At 72.4% G+C, this 19,426-nt stretch carries 22 protein-coding genes; 13 read left to right on the top strand and 9 right to left on the bottom strand.

The genetic code is table 11. The annotated features are described in order from the left end of the window. Positions 1-69 precede the first annotated feature (69 nt). From mug to AB0B86_RS27615, 6 genes are all read right to left on the bottom strand, one after another. Positions 70-639, bottom strand: a complete 570-nt coding sequence (gene mug / locus AB0B86_RS27640) for a G/U mismatch-specific DNA glycosylase (RefSeq protein ID WP_357420108.1) — start codon at positions 637-639, stop codon at positions 70-72. A 227-nt stretch (positions 640-866) separates the two neighbouring features. After that, positions 867-1,628: an SDR family oxidoreductase gene (locus tag AB0B86_RS27635; protein WP_357408936.1), complete on the bottom strand. Its 762-nt coding sequence runs from the start codon at positions 1,626-1,628 to the stop codon at positions 867-869. Next, the gene (locus AB0B86_RS27630; RefSeq protein ID WP_357408934.1) at positions 1,619-2,146 is read right to left on the bottom strand and encodes a hypothetical protein; all 528 of its coding nucleotides are present in this window, start codon (positions 2,144-2,146) and stop codon (positions 1,619-1,621) included. Before AB0B86_RS27630 ends, AB0B86_RS27635 begins: the two co-directional genes overlap by 10 nt. Further along, positions 2,143-2,961, bottom strand: coding sequence for a DUF692 domain-containing protein (locus tag AB0B86_RS27625; protein WP_357420107.1), 819 nt, complete (start codon positions 2,959-2,961; stop codon positions 2,143-2,145). The genes AB0B86_RS27630 and AB0B86_RS27625 overlap by 4 nt, the downstream gene beginning before the upstream one ends. Beyond that, positions 2,958-3,890, bottom strand: a complete 933-nt coding sequence (locus tag AB0B86_RS27620) for a TIGR04222 domain-containing membrane protein (protein WP_357420106.1) — start codon at positions 3,888-3,890, stop codon at positions 2,958-2,960. Before AB0B86_RS27620 ends, AB0B86_RS27625 begins: the two co-directional genes overlap by 4 nt. An 81-nt stretch (positions 3,891-3,971) precedes the next feature. Beyond that, a complete protein-coding gene (locus AB0B86_RS27615; RefSeq protein WP_357408928.1) occupies positions 3,972-4,544 on the bottom strand; it encodes a helix-turn-helix domain-containing protein in 573 nt (190 codons plus the stop codon). A 77-nt stretch (positions 4,545-4,621) separates the two neighbouring features. Between AB0B86_RS27615 and AB0B86_RS27610 the strand changes: the two genes are divergently transcribed. From AB0B86_RS27610 to AB0B86_RS27600, 3 genes are all read left to right on the top strand, one after another. After that, positions 4,622-5,482: a carbon-nitrogen hydrolase family protein gene (locus AB0B86_RS27610; protein WP_357408926.1), complete on the top strand. Its 861-nt coding sequence runs from the start codon at positions 4,622-4,624 to the stop codon at positions 5,480-5,482. Positions 5,483-5,547: 65 nt separating this feature from the next. Next, positions 5,548-6,192, top strand: coding sequence for an HAD family hydrolase (locus AB0B86_RS27605; protein ID WP_357408924.1), 645 nt, complete (start codon positions 5,548-5,550; stop codon positions 6,190-6,192). A 189-nt stretch (positions 6,193-6,381) separates the two neighbouring features. Further along, a complete protein-coding gene (locus AB0B86_RS27600; protein WP_357420105.1) occupies positions 6,382-7,314 on the top strand; it encodes an RIO1 family regulatory kinase/ATPase in 933 nt (310 codons plus the stop codon). 42 nt (positions 7,315-7,356) lie between these two features. On the opposite strand, the gene AB0B86_RS27595 is transcribed toward AB0B86_RS27600, so the two are convergent. Further along, the gene (locus AB0B86_RS27595; protein WP_357408919.1) at positions 7,357-7,605 is read right to left on the bottom strand and encodes a DUF2630 family protein; all 249 of its coding nucleotides are present in this window, start codon (positions 7,603-7,605) and stop codon (positions 7,357-7,359) included. Between the two features lie 453 nt (positions 7,606-8,058). On the opposite strand from AB0B86_RS27595, the gene AB0B86_RS27590 reads away from it, so the two are divergent. The 9 genes from AB0B86_RS27590 (at position 8,059) to AB0B86_RS27550 (ending at position 17,805) form a co-directional block, all read left to right on the top strand. After that, positions 8,059-9,378: a cytochrome P450 gene (locus AB0B86_RS27590; RefSeq protein ID WP_357408917.1), complete on the top strand. Its 1,320-nt coding sequence runs from the start codon at positions 8,059-8,061 to the stop codon at positions 9,376-9,378. Further along, on the top strand, positions 9,375-10,286 hold the full coding sequence (locus tag AB0B86_RS27585) for a terpene synthase family protein (protein WP_357408915.1): 912 nt from the start codon (positions 9,375-9,377) through the stop codon (positions 10,284-10,286). Before AB0B86_RS27590 ends, AB0B86_RS27585 begins: the two co-directional genes overlap by 4 nt. Continuing rightward, positions 10,283-11,899: a prenyltransferase/squalene oxidase repeat-containing protein gene (locus tag AB0B86_RS27580; protein WP_357420104.1), complete on the top strand. Its 1,617-nt coding sequence runs from the start codon at positions 10,283-10,285 to the stop codon at positions 11,897-11,899. Before AB0B86_RS27585 ends, AB0B86_RS27580 begins: the two co-directional genes overlap by 4 nt. Positions 11,900-12,010: 111 nt before the next feature. Next, the gene (locus AB0B86_RS27575) at positions 12,011-14,629 is read left to right on the top strand and encodes a nitrate- and nitrite sensing domain-containing protein (RefSeq protein ID WP_357408911.1); all 2,619 of its coding nucleotides are present in this window, start codon (positions 12,011-12,013) and stop codon (positions 14,627-14,629) included. 89 nt (positions 14,630-14,718) lie between these two features. Next, positions 14,719-15,138, top strand: a complete 420-nt coding sequence (locus AB0B86_RS27570) for a roadblock/LC7 domain-containing protein (protein WP_355032793.1) — start codon at positions 14,719-14,721, stop codon at positions 15,136-15,138. Between the two features lie 5 nt (positions 15,139-15,143). Next, positions 15,144-15,530, top strand: a complete 387-nt coding sequence (locus tag AB0B86_RS27565) for a DUF742 domain-containing protein (RefSeq protein ID WP_030491536.1) — start codon at positions 15,144-15,146, stop codon at positions 15,528-15,530. After that, a complete protein-coding gene (locus AB0B86_RS27560; RefSeq protein ID WP_357408908.1) occupies positions 15,511-16,122 on the top strand; it encodes an ATP/GTP-binding protein in 612 nt (203 codons plus the stop codon). The genes AB0B86_RS27565 and AB0B86_RS27560 overlap by 20 nt, the downstream gene beginning before the upstream one ends. Positions 16,123-16,207: 85 nt before the next feature. Continuing rightward, positions 16,208-16,543 (top strand): YciI family protein, encoded by a 336-nt coding sequence (locus AB0B86_RS27555; protein ID WP_357408906.1) that lies wholly within the window; start codon positions 16,208-16,210, stop codon positions 16,541-16,543. A 29-nt stretch (positions 16,544-16,572) separates the two neighbouring features. Then, entirely contained in the window at positions 16,573-17,805 is a 1,233-nt protein-coding gene (locus AB0B86_RS27550) for a sigma-70 family RNA polymerase sigma factor (protein WP_357408904.1), read from the top strand. A gap of 27 nt (positions 17,806-17,832) precedes the next feature. Here AB0B86_RS27550 and AB0B86_RS27545 read toward each other — a convergent pair whose 3' ends face one another. After that, positions 17,833-18,021, bottom strand: a complete 189-nt coding sequence (locus tag AB0B86_RS27545) for a DUF397 domain-containing protein (protein WP_357408902.1) — start codon at positions 18,019-18,021, stop codon at positions 17,833-17,835. Beyond that, positions 18,012-18,779 (bottom strand): helix-turn-helix transcriptional regulator, encoded by a 768-nt coding sequence (locus AB0B86_RS27540; protein WP_357408900.1) that lies wholly within the window; start codon positions 18,777-18,779, stop codon positions 18,012-18,014. The genes AB0B86_RS27545 and AB0B86_RS27540 overlap by 10 nt, the downstream gene beginning before the upstream one ends. Before the next feature lie 86 nt (positions 18,780-18,865). Here AB0B86_RS27540 and AB0B86_RS27535 point away from each other — a divergent pair, with 86 nt between their 5' ends. Continuing rightward, positions 18,866-19,339 (top strand): hypothetical protein, encoded by a 474-nt coding sequence (locus AB0B86_RS27535; RefSeq protein ID WP_357408898.1) that lies wholly within the window; start codon positions 18,866-18,868, stop codon positions 19,337-19,339. The last annotated feature ends 87 nt before the right edge of the window (positions 19,340-19,426 follow it).

Below are 19,426 nucleotides of genomic sequence, written 5' to 3'. Positions count from 1 at the left end.
ACTCCAGGTTCCTGGAAGTCGGGGTGTCCTCGTCACGTCGACAGCCCGACTTCCTGGAAGCCGAGTCGATCAGCGCCGTTCCGGCAGGCCGGTCGCCACCCGCAGCTCGGCGAACGCCACACCCAGCGTGACCGGGGTGAAGTGCGCGTTCAGGCCGCTGGGGTTGGGCAGCACCCACAGCCGGGCGCCGGCCAGTGATCCCGGCTGCGGCCCGAAGGTGGCTTTCGGCCGCTGAAAACCGATCCGGTACGCGGTCACCCCCACCACCGCCACCCAGCGCGGCTGGTAGCGGTCCACCTTGTCGGTCAGGATCGCGGCACCGTCGAGGAGTTCCTCGCTGCTCAGCTCGTCCGCGCGGGCACTGGCCCGGGCGGCCATGTTGGTGATGCCGAGCCCGAGTGCGGGCAGCTCGTCCTGTTCGCTGGGGTGCAGCAGCCGGGGGGTGAACCCGCCCCGGTGCAGCGCGGGCCAGAACCGGTTGCCGGGTCGGGCGAAGTGCCAGCCGGTGGCGGCCGACCAGAGGCCGGGGTTGATGCCGACGAAGAGCACCGCCAACCCCGGCGCGAGGACGTCGGGGATCGTCAGGTCAGCGGCCGCGGCCAGCTCTGCCCGGGTCGGACGGGCTGTCCGGGGCGTCACCGTCGGGTGACGATCGGCCCGGTCCCCGGGTCCCGGCGGCCGTCCGGTGCGCCGCGCGCTGATCGACTCGGGTTCCTGGAAGTCGGGGTGTCCTGGTCGCGTCGACCGCCCGGTTTCCTGAAGGCCGAGTCGATCAACGGCAAGGCCGAGTCGATCAACGACCGGGTGGTCGGGCTGAGCCCGCTCGGGCGGCGTCACGGCACGGGCCGGTCGGCCCCCGTCGGAGGTCACAGCCCGCGGAGCGCGCCGCCGTCGACCGGCACTGTGATCCCGGTGAGGTAGCTCGCGGCGGGGGAGAGCACGAACGCGGCGACCCGGCCGAACTCGGCCGGGTCGCCGAGGCGGCGCAGCGGGATGCTGGCCTCGGCCTCGGCGTGGGCGCGCTCGGGGTCACCGGTGGCGGCGAACAGCTCCCGGTTGCGGTCGGTCAGGATCCGGCCGGGCAGCAGCCCGACCACGCGGACGCCGCGCGGGCCGTAGTCGTCGGCGATGTCCTTGGCGGCGCCGACCAGACCGGGCCGCAGACCGTTGGAGATGCCGAGACCAGGCACCGGACCACGCGCCGAGGTGGAGAGCACCAACCCGATCGCGCCGCCCTCGGGCAGCGCGGCGGCGACCGTGCGGACCGCCCGGACGCTGCCCAGAAAGACGGTCTCGAAGGATTGCCGCCACTGCTCGTCGGTGATCGCCGCGGCGTTGCCCGCCGGTGGCCCGCCGACCGAGATCAGCGCGCCGTCGAGCCGGCCGAAGTGCTCCTGGGCGGCGGCGACGAGCTGCCCCGGCGCCTGCGGGTCGGCCAGGTCGGCGGTCAGCCCGACGGCGCGCTCCGGGCCGCCGAGCTGCGCCGCGGCGGCGGCCACGGCGTCCGGGTTGCGGGCCGACAGGACCACCCGTGCCCCATCGGCGACCAGGCACTGCGCTGTCGCGAAGCCCAGGCCGCGGGATGCTCCGGTGAGGATGTACACGTGGTCGGACAGCCCTAGATCCATAAGGTCGATCCTGCCGCATCCGGCACGTCGTCGCCACCAACCGAGGCCACCGTCGATGGGCGCGGGGCGGGGCGTAACAGGCGTACCCGGCCGGCGATCTGCACCGCCACCGCTCCGCCGGCGCGGCCCACCGCCGGCATCCGGCGTGGGCGCGGCGTTCGCCGCCCGTCGTAGCGCAGGCGTGCCTCCCGGACGGCCAGCTCCTCGGCGGCCGGCGGGGGGAGTGCGTCTTTGTCGCGCAGCGACCGGGCCAGGTCCCAACCGTCGCGCAGTGACCCGGCGGTGGGTCGCCGGGCGGCCCACTCGGCGAAGGTCGTCGACCAGCCAGCACCGAGGCCGGCGGCGAGCAGCGGCCAGTGCCGGGCCACGTCGCCGGCCCGCTTGCGCAGCAACGCGGCCCGGGTGGCGGCCAGTGGGGCCGGGGCGAATCCCGGCGGTGGGGACCCGCCGGCGACCAGCGCCGCGACCAGTTCAGCCTGCCGTTCGGCGAGCCCCGGGCGGGGATCGGCGCTGGTCATGTCACGGCCGGGAAGTCGGCGGCGGCGGCCAGGGCGTCCAGTTCGGCGCGCAGCTCGGCGGCCGGTGGGTAGTGGCCGTCGCGTTCCAACAGCAGCGCCGGTGGACGCCGTCGGGCGCAGAGCGCCTCGACCAGCTCCAGCACCGCCGCCGACACCGGGTCGGTGTGGGTGTCGTGGTAGAAGCCGCAGTGCTCCGCGCCGCCGGCCACGTGGGCGTACACGACCCGCTCCAGCGGCAACCGGTCCAGCAACGCCAGCGGGTCGGTGCCCCGGTTGCGGGCGTTGGCGTGCACGTTCGCCACGTCCAGCAGCAACAGAGCGCCGGTCCGGTCGAGGATCTCGGTGAGGAAGTCCGCCTCGTCCAACTCGTCGTCGGGCCAGTCGACAAGCGCGGCGATCGGTTCCAGCGCGATCGGCACCGGCAGCTCGGCCTGGACCCGCGCCACGTTGGCGCAGACCGCGGCGACCGCCTCCCGGCTGCGTGGCAGCGGCAGCAGGTGGCCGGCCTCCAGGCCGCCCGCTCGGACGAACGCGATGTGCTCGCTGACCAGCGGCGCGTCCACCCGGTGCGCGACAGCGGCCAGGTGGGCGACCCGGGCCGGGTCGACCGGCTCCGCGCCGCCCAGGGAGAGCCGCACCCCATGCGGTACGACGGTGACCGCGCGCTCGCGCAGCCGGGCCAGCCCGGCCGGGAGCGGCCCGGACGCGGGCACCGCCTCGGCCACCACCTCGACGAAGCGCAGCCCGGGCAGCTCGGCCACGAAACCGGCGATCTCCGGACGCCAGCCGATGCCCACCCCGGTCGGCCCGGTCATCCGCCGCACCCCCCGCCGCCGCATCCGCCCCCGCCGCCGCACGAGCTGCCGCCGCCGCAGGAGCTGCCACCGGAGCTGTCGCCACCGCCCGAGGATCCGTCGGAGCCGCCGCTCCAGCCGCTGCTGGCGGCGGCCTGACGTTGGATCTCGGCCTGCTCGGCGAAGCCCGGGTCGAGTGCCCAGAGCGAGGCGGTGCCGTACAGGGCCACACCCATCGCCGCACCGGCCGCCCCGTAGGTGGCGTAGGCCGGCGCGGACGCCGGGGCGAGGTGGGTGTGCTCGCGGCGCACGGCGCGCAGCGCGGCCCGACCGGCCCGGGTGAGCACGGGTGGCCGGCGCAGGACGAGCGTGACGATCAGGAGCGCGACAAGGGTCAGCAGCAGGTAACCGACCGGGTGACCGCTGAACAGACCGGAGACGAGCCGGAGCACACCGAGGCCCAGCAGGGCGATCAGGATCGTGGTCCAGAACCGGGCCCGCGCCCGTTGCGCGTCGTCGGTCAGCAGGCCCCGCTGCTCCAGGCCGTCGCGGAGCTGCTGCAGCGCGCCGCGTACGCGCTCGTCCCGCGGTAGGTCCCCGACCCGGGCGTGCTGGTGCGCGGCCCAGTGGACGGCCTGGTCCAGTGGGGTGAGGCCGGTCGGCGCGGCACCGACGGTGGTCAGTCGACGGTCCGGTCGCACACCGATCGCGCCGCTGCCGCGCAGGCCGCCGAGTGCGGCGTGTACGGCGAGCCGGGGCCCACCGTTGAGGTATGCGACCTGCTGCGGTCCGAGCGGATCAGCGGTCGTGGCGGCGTTCGACCCGGCCGCCAGCCGGATCCGGTAGTACACCGCGACGGCCACCACCACGGCGGTCGCCACCAGGTAGAAGCGGAGGAAGGTCGGGCCGGGGATGCCCCAGGTGTCGCCGGACGCGGCGTGAACGATCATCGACTGCTCCTGTCACCGGAGGGATCCGCGGCCCCATTGTGGAGCAGCGTCGCCACGCTCGACAGACCGCAGCCAGTGGGCTCAGTGCCGGCGGACCGCCTCCTCCACGAGGTCGAGCACCGGGCCCATCTCGTCGGCGGGTCGGCCCATCGCCAGGTGCAGCACCAGGCCGTCGTAGGCCAGCTCCAGGAACTGGGCCAGCACGTCGATCGGGACGTCCTCGCGCAGCACCCCCGCGTCACGCTGGCGGGCCAACCGGTCGCGGGTGGCCTCGGCGATCGCCGCGGACCGCTCGGCCCAGCGCTTGGCGAACGCCGGGTCGGTGCGCAGCCGGCGGGAGACCTCCAGTTGGCTGCCCAGCCAGCCGGTGGTGTCCGGCGAGACGGCGCGGGCCAGCAGGTCGCGCATCACCTGCACCAGACCGTTGCGGGCCACCGTCTCGACCATGGCCGCGGCATCGTCCTCGGCGACGGCCAGGAAGAGCGAGTCCTTGTCCCGGAAGTGGTGGAAGATGGCCCCCCGGGACAGGCCGGTGGCCTCCTCGAGGCGGCGTACTGTCGCTCCCTCGTAGCCGAGCCGGGCGAAACACGCCCGTGCGGCGGCGAGGATCTCCTGCCGGCGCGCGTCGAGCTGGTCCTGGCTTACTCTGGGCACGACCAGATCGTCGCAGGTCACCCCCGGGCATGCAAACCGTACGTACGGCTTGGAATGTCGCCGTCTACCATCGCCCGGTGACCCCGCCCCGCACCGTGCCCACCGCCCCGCTGACCGTGGCCGCCATCCAGGCCACACCCACGCCGGGAGACGTCGCCGGAAACGCAGTCGCCGCCGCCGAACTGGTGCGCCGAGCCGCCGATCGGGGCGCCCGGGTGGCCGTGCTGCCGGAGCTGTTCCTCTGCGCGTACCACCCGCCGACCCTCGCCGCCGACCCGGCCGGCACGGACGTCGCGGCCGATCCGGCCGGTGGCGTCGCGGATCCCCGGCTCGACCCGCTGCGCGCCGCGGCGCGCGAGGCCGGCGTCACAGTGCTTGTCGGTGCCGCCGCCCGGCATCCGCACGGGCAGCGGACCATCGCCGCGCTCGTGGTCGACCGGTCCGGTGTGGTCCGGGTCGGCTACGACAAGCAGCAGTTGTGGGGCGACGAACGGGAGCTGTTCAGCGCCGGCGACCGGGGTGCCACGCTGCTCGTCGACGACTGGCGGCTCGGCCTGGGCATCTGTTACGACGGATGTTTCCCGGAGCACGGCCGGGCCGCCGCCCTCGACGGCGCGCACGGTTACCTGTGCCCCAGCGGATACCTGGCCGGCTCCGAGCACCGCAGGGACCTCTACTACGCCGCGCGGGCCCTGGACAACACGATGTTCGTGGTCTTCGCCAACGCGGTAGGCGGCGTCGACCCGTGGCGGTTCAACGGCGGCGCGGCGATCTACGACCCGCAGGGCCGGGTGCTGGAGCGGGGTGCCGACGACGGCACGGCGGTGCTGGTGGCGACGCTGGACCCGGCGGTGCTCGCGGCCACCCGGTCGGCTCATTCGATGCTCGCCGATCGGCTCGCGGACCAGGGCGGCCCCCGGTCGTCGATGTCCGGCTGAGCACATCGTCAGGTCGGTACCCGCTGCATCTGTTGGCGGACACGTCGGTCCCGTAGGGTGCCCGAGTGCCACTGCTCCTGCTGGACCTGGACAACACCCTGCTGGACCGGGCCGGGCCGTTCCGCCGCTGGGGTGAGCGCTTCCTGGACGGCATCGGCGCGCCCCCCACCGACATCGACTGGCTGGTCTCGATCGACGCCGACGGGCTCACCGACCGTTGGGATCTCGCCGACGCCATCCGGGACCGCTACGAGCTGCGCGTCCCGTCGATCGACCTGGTGGAGGAGCTGCACGACGGGGTGGTGGAGCAGACCCGGCTGGACCCGCTGACCGCCTGCGCGCTGCGGATCGCCGACGACGCCGGCTGGGTGCCGGTGGTGGTGTGCAACGGCACGGTACGTGTCGACGACGCCAAGATTCGCCGGACCGGCCTGGACCGCTACGTCGCGGACTGGGTGATCTCCGAGGAGTGCGGGGTCAGCAAGCCCAACCCGCGGATCTTCGCGCTCGCCGCCCAGCGGGTCCGGATGCCGCTGCGCGGCGCCTGGGTGGTCGGTGACAGCCCGGAGGCGGACATCGGTGGCGCCGCAGCGGTCGGGCTGCCAAGCGTCTGGCTGCACCGGGGGCGCACCTGGTCGGACACCCGGTTCGCGCCCAGCCGCACCGCGGACGGCCTGATCGCCGCGGTCGCCACCGTTCTCGCCCGCTGACCTTCCCGCCGGATCGGCGCGTAGCTGCGGTAATTCGATTGACCCTGGGACGGGTCGCGGTGAGCATTGTCGGCGCATGGTGCAACCCGGGTGTGTGCCCGGTCGAGAAAAGAGGGGGTCGGTCATGGCCGTCTTCGCCTGTCGCTTCCAGCCGCCTCTTTCAGTCTCGATCAAGGGAACCTCACCACAGTGCGCGATCACGACCTTCCGGCGCTGGAGCGCCGGAGCCGCGGCAAGAGCCGCTTCGACGACGACGAACCGCAGTTTCTGAAGCGCGGGCGGCACACCGAGCCGCCCGCTGATCCGGACAGCGAGCCGGACCGGGACACCGGCGAACGCTGGTCGTCCTGGGACGATGCCGTCCACGGTCCCCAGCCGCACCCGGGCTGGCTGGTCACCGAGTTGGCCGCCAAGGACACCGAGTTGGGTGTGCTGAAGACCGGCAAGGAGGCGGACGTCCACCTGGTCCGGCGGGCCGTGCCCGACACCGACCGGTCCTGTCTGCTGGCGGTCAAGCGTTACCGCGACCCCGAGCACCGCCTGTTCCACCGCGACGCCGGCTATCTGGAGGGTCGCCGGGTGCGCCGCTCCCGGGAGAACCGGGCCATGGCCGGCCGGACCGCGTTCGGCCGGCAGATGATCGCCGGGCAGTGGGCCGCCGCCGAGTTCGCCGCTCTGGCCCGGCTCTGGGAGCTCAGCGCCGGGCACGGCCGGATCGCCGTGCCGTACCCGGTGCAACTGCGGGGCACCGAGTTGATGCTCGAGTTCGTCGGAGATGCCGCGTCGGGGGAGGCGGCGCCCCGGCTGGCCCAACTGCGACCCGGTCCGGCAGAGCTACGCGACCTGTGGGCGCAGCTGGTGGAGGCGCTGCGGGTGCTGGCCCGGGCCGGCTACGCGCACGGCGACCTGTCGCCGTACAACCTGCTCGTGCACCAGGGTCGGCTGGTGGTGATCGATCTGCCGCAGGTGGTCGACGTGGTGGTGAACCCGCAGGGGCCGGAGTTCCTGGCCCGTGACGTACGGGTGGTCGGCACCTGGTTCGCGGCCCGTGGGCTGCCCGCCGAGCTGGTCGACCCCGGCGCGTTGACCGCCGAGCTGCTGCGTGAGGCGGGCCTGCGCTGATCGGAGCGGGTCGGGCGGCCCGGCCGCCCGACCCGCCGGGGGTTACTGGAGGTAGCGCTCCACCTCGGGCTTGGGTCGTTCGCCCTGCGCGTCCGGATCGCCGTGGGTTTCCCGGGCGGCCCGCCTGCGGCGCAGCAGGTCCCAACACTGGTCGAGGGACTCCTCCAGGGCGCGCAGCCGCTCGCTCGCCTCGCCCTCGGTGCCCGACTCGTGGGCCTGGGCCTCCGCCCGCAGCTTGTGTTCCTCGTCGACCAGCTCGGTGATCCGGTTCAGGATGGTCTTGTCGTCCATGACAAGAGCCTGGCACAGGGGGGCGGGTATCGCCCGGATTCGGTGGTTCCGCCGGGTCGCCCGGCATGGCGCAGGTGGCGCGGCGCGGGACAGGTCCCCGACCGGGTCGGCGACGTCGGGAGGGACCCGATTGGCGGGCTCAAAGGTGATGTTTGTCACTATCGAAGATCAATAATGTCGACTGGTGGTCAGGACCGCCGCCACCTGCGAGATCTGTGGTAGGCGAACGTCGCGGCGCGCCGGTCTTACGGCGACGCAATCCTTGTGTGTGAAAATTTCACGTAAAGCGCCTAGAGGTAGACGGCTGAGCGATGGCATGCTCCACAAAACCTCACTCAGCAGAGTCATTCGGCAACGCCGAGTTTCCACAAGGGAGAGTCGGTTTCCGTGGTAGCACCTCACCCAGTGCCGGTTCAGCCACGACGAGCGGGCCTGATCCCGCTGCGTCACGTGGTGCCCAAGCTGTTTCGCGATCCGGCCCGCACCCTGGTCGACGTGGGCGAGCGGTCGCAGGGCGAGGTGGTGAAGCTCAGTCTGGGCTCGTTCCGGCCCTACCTGGTCACCCGACCGGAGCATCTGCAGCGGGTGCTGAGGGAAAATTCCGACAACTATGTCCGGGCCGGCGACGGCCTGCAGTGGCGTCCCCTGAAGCGGCTGTTCGGCGACAGCATCCTCGGCGACGGCGAGCACTGGAAGAACGGCCGCGAGATACTCCAACCGTTGTTCACCGCTCGGCGGATCGACTCGCTTGTGGACGGGATCGCCGAAACGATCGAGAAGGCCGTCGACGAGTTGGACGAGCCGGCCCGGGCCGGCCAACCTGTCGACATGGGCACCGCGCAGGCCCGGATCGTCTGTTCGGCGATCACGCACGTCCTCTTCGGCGACAAGATCACGGTGCCACAGGCGATGCGCCTCATCGACGCCCAGGACGCGATCGCCTCGTCGGTGATGCCGCGGCTGATCGTGCCGTGGGCGCCGATGGCCGTGCGGATGCCCGGCGACCGGGCCTTTCACCAGGCCGTGCAACTCATCGACGACATGCTGCTACCGATCGTCCGAGCCGCTCGCACCACCGCCGAGTCCGACGGCGACGACATCATCGCCACGCTGTGGCGGGGCCGCACCGCCGATGGTGGCCGGCTCGACGAGCGACAGGTCCGGGACAACACCGTCGCCATGATCGCCACCGCCACCGAGACCACGATCACCGTCCTCACCTGGCTCTGGCCGCACATCGCCCAGAACGAGCAGATCGCCGAGCGGCTGTACGAGGAGATCGACCGGGTGGTCGGCGACGCTCCGGTCCGCCGCGAGCACCTGCGCGAGCTGCGCTACACCCGGCAGGTGCTCGACGAGTTGCTGCGGCTCTACCCGATCGGCTGGCTCATTCCCCGCAGCACGATCAAGGCCGACGTGATCGGCGGAGTACGCATCGAGGCCGGCGCGACAGTCGTGGTCAGCCCGTTGATCACCCAGCGGATGTCCGCGTTCTGGGACCGGCCCGAGGTCTTCGACCCCGACCGCTTCGACCCGGACCAGATCCGCAACCGGCACCGGTACGCGTACTTCCCGTTCGGTGGCGGCCCGCACCAGTGCATCGGCATGCACCTGTTCTATCTGGAGGCGATGCTGATCGTGGCCACCATGCTGAGCCGCTTCCGGTTCCGCCTCCAGCGGCAGGCTGTGCCCGGGGTCAAGGTGGCAGCCGCGCTACGGCCCCTTGAGCGGGTCGAGGTGACCCTGCGGCGGGTACGGAGCGCGTCGGTATGACCACAGTGCTCCCGTCGCTGCCGACCACCAGTGGCGACGAGATGGCACTCGCCGCCGAACACGGCCGGATCTGTGCCCTCGCCGCGAAGGGCCAACGTGACCTGGCCGAGCGGGCCGCGGCGTACCCCGATCTCTTTCCGGCGCGACCGTTCGACCCGGCGCTGTTCGGCAACGTCGCGATGGCGATCGCGTTCGGGGCACCCCGCTGTGACCTCGACCAGTTGCGGGTCACGAACCGGGCCGTGCTCTGGGGCTTCGCGGTCGACTGGCTCGTCGACCACGAGGCGCGTAGCCGTGCCGAGATCGACAGGTTGACGGCGAGCTGCCTCGCGGTGGCCGACGGCGGGCCACCGGCGGCGGACGACCCACTCGGCCGCTTTCTCGCCGAGCTGCGCGACGAGCTGGCCGCCGTGCCCGCGTACGCGACCCACGGGGCGGTGTGGCGCACCGAGCTGCGGACGATGTTCGACGCGATGGCGCGGGAGTGGGACTGGAAGCAGGCCGCCGGCAGCGGCGCGATGCCCACCCTGGACGAGTACCTGGCCAACGCGGCCAATCTCGCCTGCACGGTGGTCAACGTCGTGCACTGGATCCGCTCCGACGACCCCGCCACCCTCGCCCACCTCGACGCGCTCGTCGCGGCCAGCGACCAGGTGCAGCGGATCCTGCGACTCGTCAACGACCTGGCCAGCTACGAACGCGACAAGCGGTGGGGGGATCTCAACGCGTTGATGCTGGTGCCGGAACGGGCCGACGTCGAGCGCCGGATCGCCGACCTGGTGACCGAGGCCCGCGAGCTGCTCGAACCGCTGCGCGCCAGCTGTCCGGTACCTGCCGACTACCTCGCCCGGCAGATCGGCTTCAGCTCGGGCTTCTACCGGTCGACCGACTTCTGGGGCGTGTCGTGACCGCCGTGGCGGACGCCGGTGCCCGCCACGAGCCGGCGGTGGCCGCGTCGGTCCGGGAACTGCACTCCGCGATGGTGCTCGAACCGGCCGGCCGGGTCACCCCGTCGGTGTACGAGACCGGCCGGGTCGTCGCCGACGCGCCGTGGCTCACCGGTCACGACCGGCGGCTGCGCTATCTGCTGGACACCCAGCGCGCCGACGGCGGTTGGGGTGGTCCCAGCGGTTACGCGGTGGTGCCGACGGCGAGCGCGGTCGAGGCGCTGCTCGGCACGCTGCGGGACGGCCGGGCCGCCGACCCGGACGGGCTGGCCAGCGCCGCCGGCCGCGGGTTGGGTGTGCTCGCCGACTGGCTCGGCCAGGGCACGTCGCTGCCGGACACACCGGCGGCCGACCTCATCGTGCCGGCCCTGGTGCAGCGGATCAACTACCAGCTCGCGTTCTTCGCCGCCCGCGGCGACCGGTGGTTCGCCGACGGGCCCGGTGCCATAGCCGGTGTCGACCGGCGGCGGATCGACGCGGTCCACGCGCTGGTGGCCAGCGGACGTCCGGTGCCGCAGAAACTGGTGCACGCCTTCGAGGTGCTCGGGCCGGCCGCGTACCGGCACGCCGGCGTGTCGCCGGTCGCCGGGGCCATCGGGGCGTCGCCGGCAGCCACGGCGGCCTGGCTCGGCGACCCGGCGACGCCCGGCGCCGACCCGGAGGTGCTCGCCTATCTGCGGGCGGCCGTCGGTCCGCTCGACGGACCGGTGCCCTGCACCACGCCGATCACCGTGTTCGAGCGCGCCTGGACCCTGAGCAACCTGGTCCGAGCGGGGGTGCCGCTGCGGCCGGCGCCGAAGCTCATCGCCGAGTTGGTCGCCGCCCTCGGGCCGCAGGGCGTCGCGACCGGCCCGGGGTTGCCGGCCGACGCGGACACCACCTCTGTCGCGCTCTACGTGCTCGCCCGACTCGGTCACCCGGTGGACCCGGCCAGCCTGCTGCTTTTCGACACCGGCACCCACTTCTGCACCTGGCGGGGGGAGGACGGCCGGTCGGTCACCACTAACGCGCACGTGCTGGAGGCGCTCGGCTGGCACGCCCGGCACACTGCGGCGGGGGCGAGCCGCTACGCCGGCCGGGTGCCAGCGTTGGCCGGGTGGCTCGCCGACGAGCAACAGCCCGACGGCTGTTGGGCCGACCGCTGGCACGCGTCGCCGTACTACGCCACAGCGTGCGTCGTGACGGCCCTCGACCGGTACGCACCGGCTGACATCGCCGGACCGGCAGTGGACCGCGCTATCGACTGGCTGGTCGCGAGCCAACGGGCCGACGGGACCTGGGGGCGCTTCGCCGGCACCGTGGAGGAGACCGCGTACGCCCTGCACGTGCTTCTCGGGACGCGTCGATCGGTGCGGCCGGGGGTGGCGGAGGCGATCGCTCGCGGGTTTCCTCAACTGGCCGAAGTGGACGATCGGCACGAGCACCCTCCACTGTGGCATGATAAGGATCTCTACACCCCGGTGCTGATCGTGCGGGCGGCCGTACTCGGCGTCCGACAACTGGCAGTGGCCAGAGACGACCTGGTCAGCAATGTGGACCGACCGCCGCTGCGGACCTGTACGGCGGTCACATGATCCGCGGCGCTTGAGCATTTGCCCCGGACGCTGCTAGCGTGCGCCGGGGTCGATGCATGCATGACGCATTACTGACTGAACACTCACACAGGCCGCGTCAGGGACGGTGTAATGGGTTCCCGCAGTACGAATCTGCGTACCAAGGTCGTTGCTCTGCTCGTCTCGCTCGTCGCGCTCTGGGGCTTCACGGCCTGGGTAACCGTCCGGGACGGGGTCAACCTGCTCGGTGTGCAGACCCTCGACAGCAAGGTCGCCGGTCCCCTCGAACCGCTGCTTATCCAACTTCAGGTGGAGCGCCGGTTGTCGTCGGCGTACCTGGGTCGCCCCGACGAAGCCCAACGCGCCGCCCTGGTGGAGACACGTGCGCGCACCGACCAGTTCGGGGTGGAGTTCCAGAAGTCCGTCGAGAGCTGGCAGGTGGGCGCGCTCGGCAGCGACGCCCTCGACCAGCGGATGAAGGCTCTCACCTCCGGGCTGAGTGACCTGGGCAAGATCCGTACGGCGGTCGACGAGCGGAGCATCGACCGGGCCGAGACCCTCGCCACCTTCACCGGGGTCATCGAGTCGGTCTTCCGGGTCTACGACGCGCTCGGCAACCTCGACGACGACCAGGTCGCCGAGGACACCGCCGCACTGATCGACCTCAACCGGTCTCGGGAGTTGCTGTCCCAGGAGGACGCGCTGCTGGCCGGCGTGCTCGCCGCCGGACGGATCACCCCGGCCGAGCGGGCGGAGTTCACCAGGTTCGTCGGCGCCCGACAGTTCATCGCCGCCTCGGCACTGGTCCGACTCCCCGCCGCCGATCAGCGTCGCTACGAGGCGATCTCGACAGGTGCCACCTTCGGCCGGCTGACCGCCCTCGAAAACCAGCTCATGGAGGGCAGTGGCGCCGGCCGGCCGACGGTCACCGCGACGGAGTGGAGCGACACCACCGGCCCCGCGCTGACCGAGATCAGTGGCGTCGTACTCGCCGGCGGTGACGGGGTCGTCGACCGGGCCACCCCGGTCGCGGTCGGCGTCATCGTCCGCCTGGCGTTGGCCACCGGTCTCGGTCTGCTCGCCGTCATCGCGTCGATCATCGTGTCCATCACCACCGCCCGCGCCCTGGTGCGGCAACTGGAACGGCTGCGCGAAGCCGCCTTCCGCCTCGCCAACGAGCGGCTGCCCGGCGTGGTCGAGCGGCTCGGTCGCGGCGAAGAGGTCGACGTGGCCGCCGAGGCGCCACCCCTGGAATTCGGCACCGACGAGATCGGCCAGGTCGGCAAGGCCTTCAACGCGGTCCAGGAGACCGCGATCCGCACCGCCGTCGAGCAGGCCGACCTGCGGCGCAACGTCCGCGAGGTCTTCCTCAGCCTGGCCCGACGTACCCAGGCGTTGGTGCACCGCCAGCTCACCCTGCTCGACGCGATGGAGCGGCGCGAGCACGACGCCGAGGAGCTGGAGGACCTGTTCCGGGTCGACCACCTGGCCACCCGGATGCGGCGCAACGCGGAAAACCTGATCGTGCTCTCCGGCTCCACCCCCGGCCGCGCGTGGCGGCGCAACGTGCCGATGGTCGACGTGGTGCGCGGCGCGGTCGCCGAGGTGGAGGACTACACGCGCGTCAACGTGTTGCCACTCGGGCCGGTCTCGCTGGCCGGCCGCGCGGTCGGCGACATCATCCACCTGCTCGCCGAGCTGATCGAGAACGGCCTGTCGTTCTCGCCACCGCACACCACTGTGGAGGTGCGCGGGCAGCTGGTGGCCAACGGGTTCGCCCTGGAGATCGAGGACCGGGGCCTCGGCATGAGCGAGGAGGACCTGGCCGCGGCGAACCACCGCATCGTCGACCAGTCCGAGCTGAACCTCGCAAACGCCGCCCGGCTCGGGCTCTACGTGGTGAGCCGGCTGACCGAGCGGCACGGCGTACGGGTCCGGCTCAAGGAATCGGCGTACGGCGGCACCACGGCTGTCGTGCTGATTCCGCGGGAGCTGGTCGCCGAGACCGGCGCCGGCTCGGAGGACTCCGGCGAACTGCGGACCGGCACCTCGGCCATCGCGCTGCCGTCGACGGCGAGCGGCACCGCCGCGCTCGACGCCGACAAGCGCAGCCGTCCGGCCATCCTCGCGCCGGTCGCGCTTGCCGCCGCGCCGCAGGTGCCGGGCACGGCGGCACCTGGCCCGGATCCGGTGGCGCAGGCGCCGCTGGCCGCGGAGAGCACCCCGACGCAGCAGGCCGACGGGGATGTCGCGGAGGCCGGCCTGCCCACCCGACAGCGAACGACGTCGGCCTCTCCGGATCTGCCGATCCGTGCCCGACGTGGTCTGGGACAACCCGCCCTGGAGGCTCCCACGGTGCCCACCGGCCTACCCGCGGTCGACACGTTCCGGCGGACGGACAGCGCCGTCGAGCCCGCCGACAGTGCCCAGCACGCAGACAGCGCCGTCGAGCCCGGTCTCGACGGCGGACCGGCGCCTGCCGGAGCCGAGGCCGACCGGACCAACTCGGGCCTACCGGTCCGGGTTCGGCAGGCGAACATCGTCCCCGAACTGCGCGACGACCCAGCGACCAGCGAGACCGACGACGATGACGTGGTACGTCCGCCGGAGCAGGTGCGCCGCATGATGAGCTCCTACCAGACGGGCACCCGGCGAGGTCGGACGGACGCCGCGCGACTGCTCGGCGGTGCGCCCGGTGCTCCGCCGACGGAAGCGTCCGAGCCTACTGACGAGGACCCCACCGCTACCTGACCGTCCGCCGCGGACGCGGTCTTCGCACGAAGTGACGGTCAGCCCGAGACGAGTACGGCGCATGAGCCGGGCGAGAAGAGGACGACGAAGTGGCGCAGAAGACGGCTTCGAGTGCCGACCTGACGTGGTTGCTTGATGACCTGGTGGGCCGGGTGAAGCAGGCCGAGCACGCGGTCGCGCTCTCCACTGACGGTCTGTTGATGGCCTCCTCCCAGGGGCTGAGCCGGGACGACGGTGAGCACCTCGCCGCGATGGCAGCCGGCATCCAGAGCCTGGCCCGGGGCGCCGGTAAGCGCTTCGGTGGGGGGCAGGTGCAGCAGACGATCATCGAGATGCAGTCGTCGTTCCTGTTCGTCACAGCGGCCGGCCGCAACGCCTGCCTGGCGGTGTTGGCAAGCGAGGACGCCGATGTCGGACTGATCGCCTACGAGATGGCGATGCTTGTCACCCGCGTCGGCAAGTACGTCGCGTCGCCGTCGCGCACCGAGCAGCCGGCCGGCGAGAGGTAGCGGTGATGACGGTCCAGGGAGAGTCCGCAGAACATCAGTGGGTGGATGACCATGCGGGTCCGGTGGTGCGCCCGTACGCGGTGACCCGCGGGCGGGCCCGACCGGTCACCGGCACGTTCGACCTGATCTCCCTGGTCACCGCGACCCGAGCCGAGGTGACGCCGGAGGTTGGTCTCGGTCCGGAGCACCTGGCGATCGTCGGGCTGTGCCAACGCATACAGTCCGTCGCCGAGATCGCTGCCCATCTCGACCTGCCGGTGGGCACCATCAGGGTGCTCCTCGGTGACCTGGCGGCTCGCAGCCTGGTGCAGGTCCGCGAGCCGCAGACCACGGCCGGCCTTCCCGACAACAGCATCTTCGAGGCGGTAATCAATGGACTACGGGCACTCTGACCGGCCGGCGGGAGCGACCCCACTGCCCACCGCGATCAAGATCCTGGTCGCTGGCGGCTTCGGCGTGGGCAAGACGACCATGGTCGGTGCGGTCAGCGAGACCCGGCCCTTGCGCACCGAGGAGGTGCTGACGGAGTCGGGGGTCGGCATCGACGACCTGTCCGGGGTGGAGGGTAAGACCACCACCACCGTGGCCATGGACTTCGGCCGGATCACCATCAGCGACGACCTGGTGCTGTACCTGTTTGGTACGCCCGGCCAGGACCGGTTCTGGTTCGTCTGGGACGAGTTGGCGTTGGGTGCCATCGGTGCGGTGGTGCTTGCCGACACCCGCCGCCTCGCCGACTGCTTCCCGTCGATCGACTACTTCGAGGGCCGGGGCACGCCGTTCGTGGTCGCGGTGAACTGCTTCGAGGGGTCCCGCAAGTATCGGCTCGACGAGGTGCAGGCCGCGCTGAACCTGGACCCGGGGGTGCCGGTGCTGCTCTGCGACGCCCGGCAGCGCGAGTCCAGCAAGGAGGTGCTCGTCACGCTGATGGAGCACGCCATGAAGACCCGCGAGGCCCGCCGCCGCGCCGCCAACGGAGACTGACGCAGAATTTTTCGGGGGAGGTGTCCGGAACGCTGTCCGCCGATCGTCATGCTGGCGACACCCCGAGAAAACAGGGAGCGACCAGATGAAGTTCATGATGTTCGTGTGCAGCGACTCCGAGCCGGACACCGACCCCACCGAGCTGCCGGACATCCACAAGTGGGTGGCCGAGAACGACTCTCGCGGCCGTCGCCTGACCGGCGACGTGCTGGCACCGACCACCGCGGCCACCACCGTCCGGGTACGCGACGGTGAGCTGCTCGTCTCCGAGGGGCCGTTCGCGGAGACCACCGAGGTGATCGTGGGCTTCGACCTGCTCGACTGTGCCGACCTCGACGAGGCGATCGAGGTGGCCCGGGCCCACCCGATGGCCCGCGAGGGGCGTCTGGAGTTGCGCCCGCTCGCGGACCTGCCCGACTGACCGCGTTGTCCACCTCGCAGCGCCGGCCGATGCGTACCCGGGCTTCGGCCGGCGCGGCGGCGGAGGCCGTCGCCGCCGCGAGCGGCGAGGCGTACCCCCGGATCGTCGCGACCCTGATCCGGGTGACCGGGGACTGGTCGCTTGCCGAGGACTGCGCGCAGGAGGCCCTCGCCGTCGCGCTGGAGCGCTGGCCCGGCGACGGTGTGCCGACCAACCCGGGCGGCTGGCTGATGACGGTGGCCCGTAACCGGGCGCTCGACGTGCTGCGGCGGGCCACCGTGGAGCGCCGCAAGCTGCACGACCTGGCGCTGCTCACGCCGCCCGACGCGCAGCCCGAGCCCGAGGTGGGGGAGGACGTGGTCGACGACCGGCTGCGGCTCATCTTCACCTGCTGTCACCCGGCGCTCGCGATGGAGGCCCGGGTGGCGCTGACGCTGCGTACCGTCTGCGGGGTGCCGACCGGCGACATCGCCCGGCTCCTGCTGGTCAGCGAGTCGACGATGACCCGCCGGCTGACCCGGGCCCGGACCCGCATCGCGCAGGCCGGCATCCCGTACCGGGTGCCGACCGGGCCGGCGCTCACCGAGCGGCTGCCCGGTGTCCTCGCCGTGCTGTACCTGCTGTTCACCCGCGGCTATGTCGCCGACGGCGAGCCGGCCTTCGCCGCCGAGGCGGTCCGGCTGGCCCGGCTGCTCGACCGGTTGATGCCCGAGCAGTCCGAGGTAGCCGCGTTGCTGGCGCTGTTCCTGTTCCAGCACTCCCGCCGGGACGCCCGCCGCGACGCCGCCGGCACCCTGCTCACCCTGCACCGGCAGGACCGCTCGCGGTGGGACCGCGCCGGCATCGCCGAGGGCCTGGCCGCCCTCGATCGGGTACGCCACGACGGTCCGTACGCCTGGCAGGCCCGGATCGCCGCCTGCCACGCCACCGCCGCGTCGGTCGACGACACGGATTGGCAGGCGATCGCGGCAGCTTACGACGCGCTTGCCGATATCCGGTCCTCACCGGTGATCGCACTCAACCGCGCTGTCGCGCACGGGTACGCACACGGGCCGGCCGCCGGGTTGCTGCTGCTCGACGCGGCGCGTGCCGGGGGCGGGCTGGACGGCCACCCGCTCGCCGTGGCGGTGGAGGCCGATCTGGTGGCCCGCCAGGGTGACCGACCGCGCGCCGCCGCGCTGTTCCGACAGGCGGCGGCAACCGTCGCCGCTGCCGCCGAGCGCCGCGCGTTGCTGGACCGGGCGGCCGAACTCGCCAGCTGAGGCGGGACGCTGGGCGGCGGGGAGAGATCAGCCGCGCTTGACCGTCGCCAGGAACCGGGTCCAGGCGGTCGGGTCGAAGGTCAGCGCCGGGCCGGTTCGGTCCTTGGAGTCACGTACGCCGATCACGCCGGCAAGGTTGTCGGCCACCTCGACGCAGTCGCCGCCGTTGTTGCCACTCTTGCTGCTCTTACGCCACCGAGCGCCGGTCAGGTCCATGATGCTGCCGCTTCTCTGAGGAGGTTGAGGGACTGCGCCCGTGACAGGGCTCCGTCGCGAATGCGTTCCCACCGTCGGTCCAGGGTAGCAATGTCGGCGGTCTTGTCGATGAGCTGTGATTGCGCCTGGCTGTCGACGTGGGCGACCCGTCCCCCGTCCGGCATCTCGGCGATGGTGAACGGCCCACCGAGTCCGGGATACATGCCGGTCTCGGCGGGCACCACGAACAGCGACACGTTGGGCAGCGTGGCCTGCTCGGCCAGCCGCTCGCACTGCTCCCGCATCATGGCCCGGTCGCCATCGAGGGTGCGCCGGAGGATTCTCTCGTCGAGGACCGCGACGAGCAGCGGTGGGCGCTCCCGCCGTAGGACGGCCTGCCGGCTCAACCGTGCCTCGGCGAGCCCGTCGGCCTCGGCCGCTGTCAACGCCTCGCCGACCAGCGTCGCCAGCGCGTACGCCTTCGTCTGCAGAAGGCCCGGTATCCACGCGAGCTGAAATGACCGTAGCGACAGCGCCTCGCGCTCGATCTCGGCCCAGGGCCGGAACCAGGCCGGCGTGCGCCGCTTCATCGCGTCCGGCCACAGCTCCTCGACGTCCCGACCCAGCAACTCGGCGACCCGCGCGCGATGACGAGTCTGCGGAATTCGGTCCCGGCTCGCCCACTTCGCCGCCGTCTTCGGATCGACACCAATCTCAGCAGCGAGACTGTCCGCCGTGTAGCCCTTCTCGACCATCGCGGCCTGCACGGCTCGATTCATCTCCAGGCCCTCCAGAACGTTCCAAACGTCAGGAGGCAATACTTCTACGCGGTGTGATTGCTTGGCAACTCTCGGCAGGGTGTGGTGTGGACAGCGTCGAGGAGGAGCGCAGCATGTGCGAGGACAAGCCCCGGAAACACCAGAAGCCCACCATCGGCCGGTCTCCGGCCAGGCCGAACCTGCCGCGCCCAGGCACGCGCCGCCCGAACGAGCTGCTCGGTCCGGCACACCACGGGCCCGGTCGCGCCGCGAATGTCGTACCCGAAGCACGCTGGCGCCCCCGGTGTGGCCCGCCGGTCGCGCACACCGCCGACGGCCCACTCTGGACCTGCGACGCCTGCGGTCAGGACTGGCCCTGCCCGACACTGCGGGCCACCCCGACGGACGCCGTCCGTCGGGCCACCCTGATCCCCGAGTTCTCCCGGATCACCCGCCGGGCGATCCGCGACCTGCGCGGTCAGCCGGGTGGCCCCGACCCGGTAGCCATCGTTCGCCGTTTCCTCTGGTTCCTGCCGCTGACCGACGAGGAGGCCCGTGCTGTCGCGCTGCGGCTGCGCTGAGCCGAGGTGGACGGGGCGCGCCGCCCTGACCGCACGCCTTCCTCGGCGTGAACGGCGAAGGCCGCCCCCGCCGAAGCGGGAGCGGCC

Source organism: Micromonospora sp. NPDC049047 (genome assembly GCF_040649135.1).
Classification (GTDB): domain Bacteria; phylum Actinomycetota; class Actinomycetes; order Mycobacteriales; family Micromonosporaceae; genus Micromonospora.
This window is presented reverse-complemented; position numbering and strand designations above follow the sequence as displayed.

Bases quoted from the DNA above. Each gene is read 5' to 3' on its own strand.
- AB0B86_RS27625 (WP_357420107.1), bottom strand. From the start codon at position 2,961: ATGACCGGGCCGACCGGGGTGGGCATCGGCTGGCGTCCGGAGATCGCC.
- AB0B86_RS27560 (WP_357408908.1), top strand. From the start codon at position 15,511: ATGGACTACGGGCACTCTGACCGGCCGGCGGGAGCGACCCCACTGCCC.
- AB0B86_RS27575 (WP_357408911.1), top strand. From the start codon at position 12,011: ATGGGTTCCCGCAGTACGAATCTGCGTACCAAGGTCGTTGCTCTGCTC.
- AB0B86_RS27630 (WP_357408934.1), bottom strand. From the start codon at position 2,146: ATGACCAGCGCCGATCCCCGCCCGGGGCTCGCCGAACGGCAGGCTGAA.
- AB0B86_RS27635 (WP_357408936.1), bottom strand. From the start codon at position 1,628: ATGGATCTAGGGCTGTCCGACCACGTGTACATCCTCACCGGAGCATCC.
- AB0B86_RS27565 (WP_030491536.1), top strand. From the start codon at position 15,144: ATGACGGTCCAGGGAGAGTCCGCAGAACATCAGTGGGTGGATGACCAT.
- AB0B86_RS27585 (WP_357408915.1), top strand. From the start codon at position 9,375: ATGACCACAGTGCTCCCGTCGCTGCCGACCACCAGTGGCGACGAGATG.
- AB0B86_RS27555 (WP_357408906.1), top strand. From the start codon at position 16,208: ATGAAGTTCATGATGTTCGTGTGCAGCGACTCCGAGCCGGACACCGAC.
- AB0B86_RS27550 (WP_357408904.1), top strand. From the start codon at position 16,573: ATGCGTACCCGGGCTTCGGCCGGCGCGGCGGCGGAGGCCGTCGCCGCC.
- AB0B86_RS27595 (WP_357408919.1), bottom strand. From the start codon at position 7,605: ATGGACGACAAGACCATCCTGAACCGGATCACCGAGCTGGTCGACGAG.
- AB0B86_RS27620 (WP_357420106.1), bottom strand. From the start codon at position 3,890: ATGATCGTTCACGCCGCGTCCGGCGACACCTGGGGCATCCCCGGCCCG.
- AB0B86_RS27545 (WP_357408902.1), bottom strand. From the start codon at position 18,021: ATGGACCTGACCGGCGCTCGGTGGCGTAAGAGCAGCAAGAGTGGCAAC.
- AB0B86_RS27540 (WP_357408900.1), bottom strand. From the start codon at position 18,779: ATGAATCGAGCCGTGCAGGCCGCGATGGTCGAGAAGGGCTACACGGCG.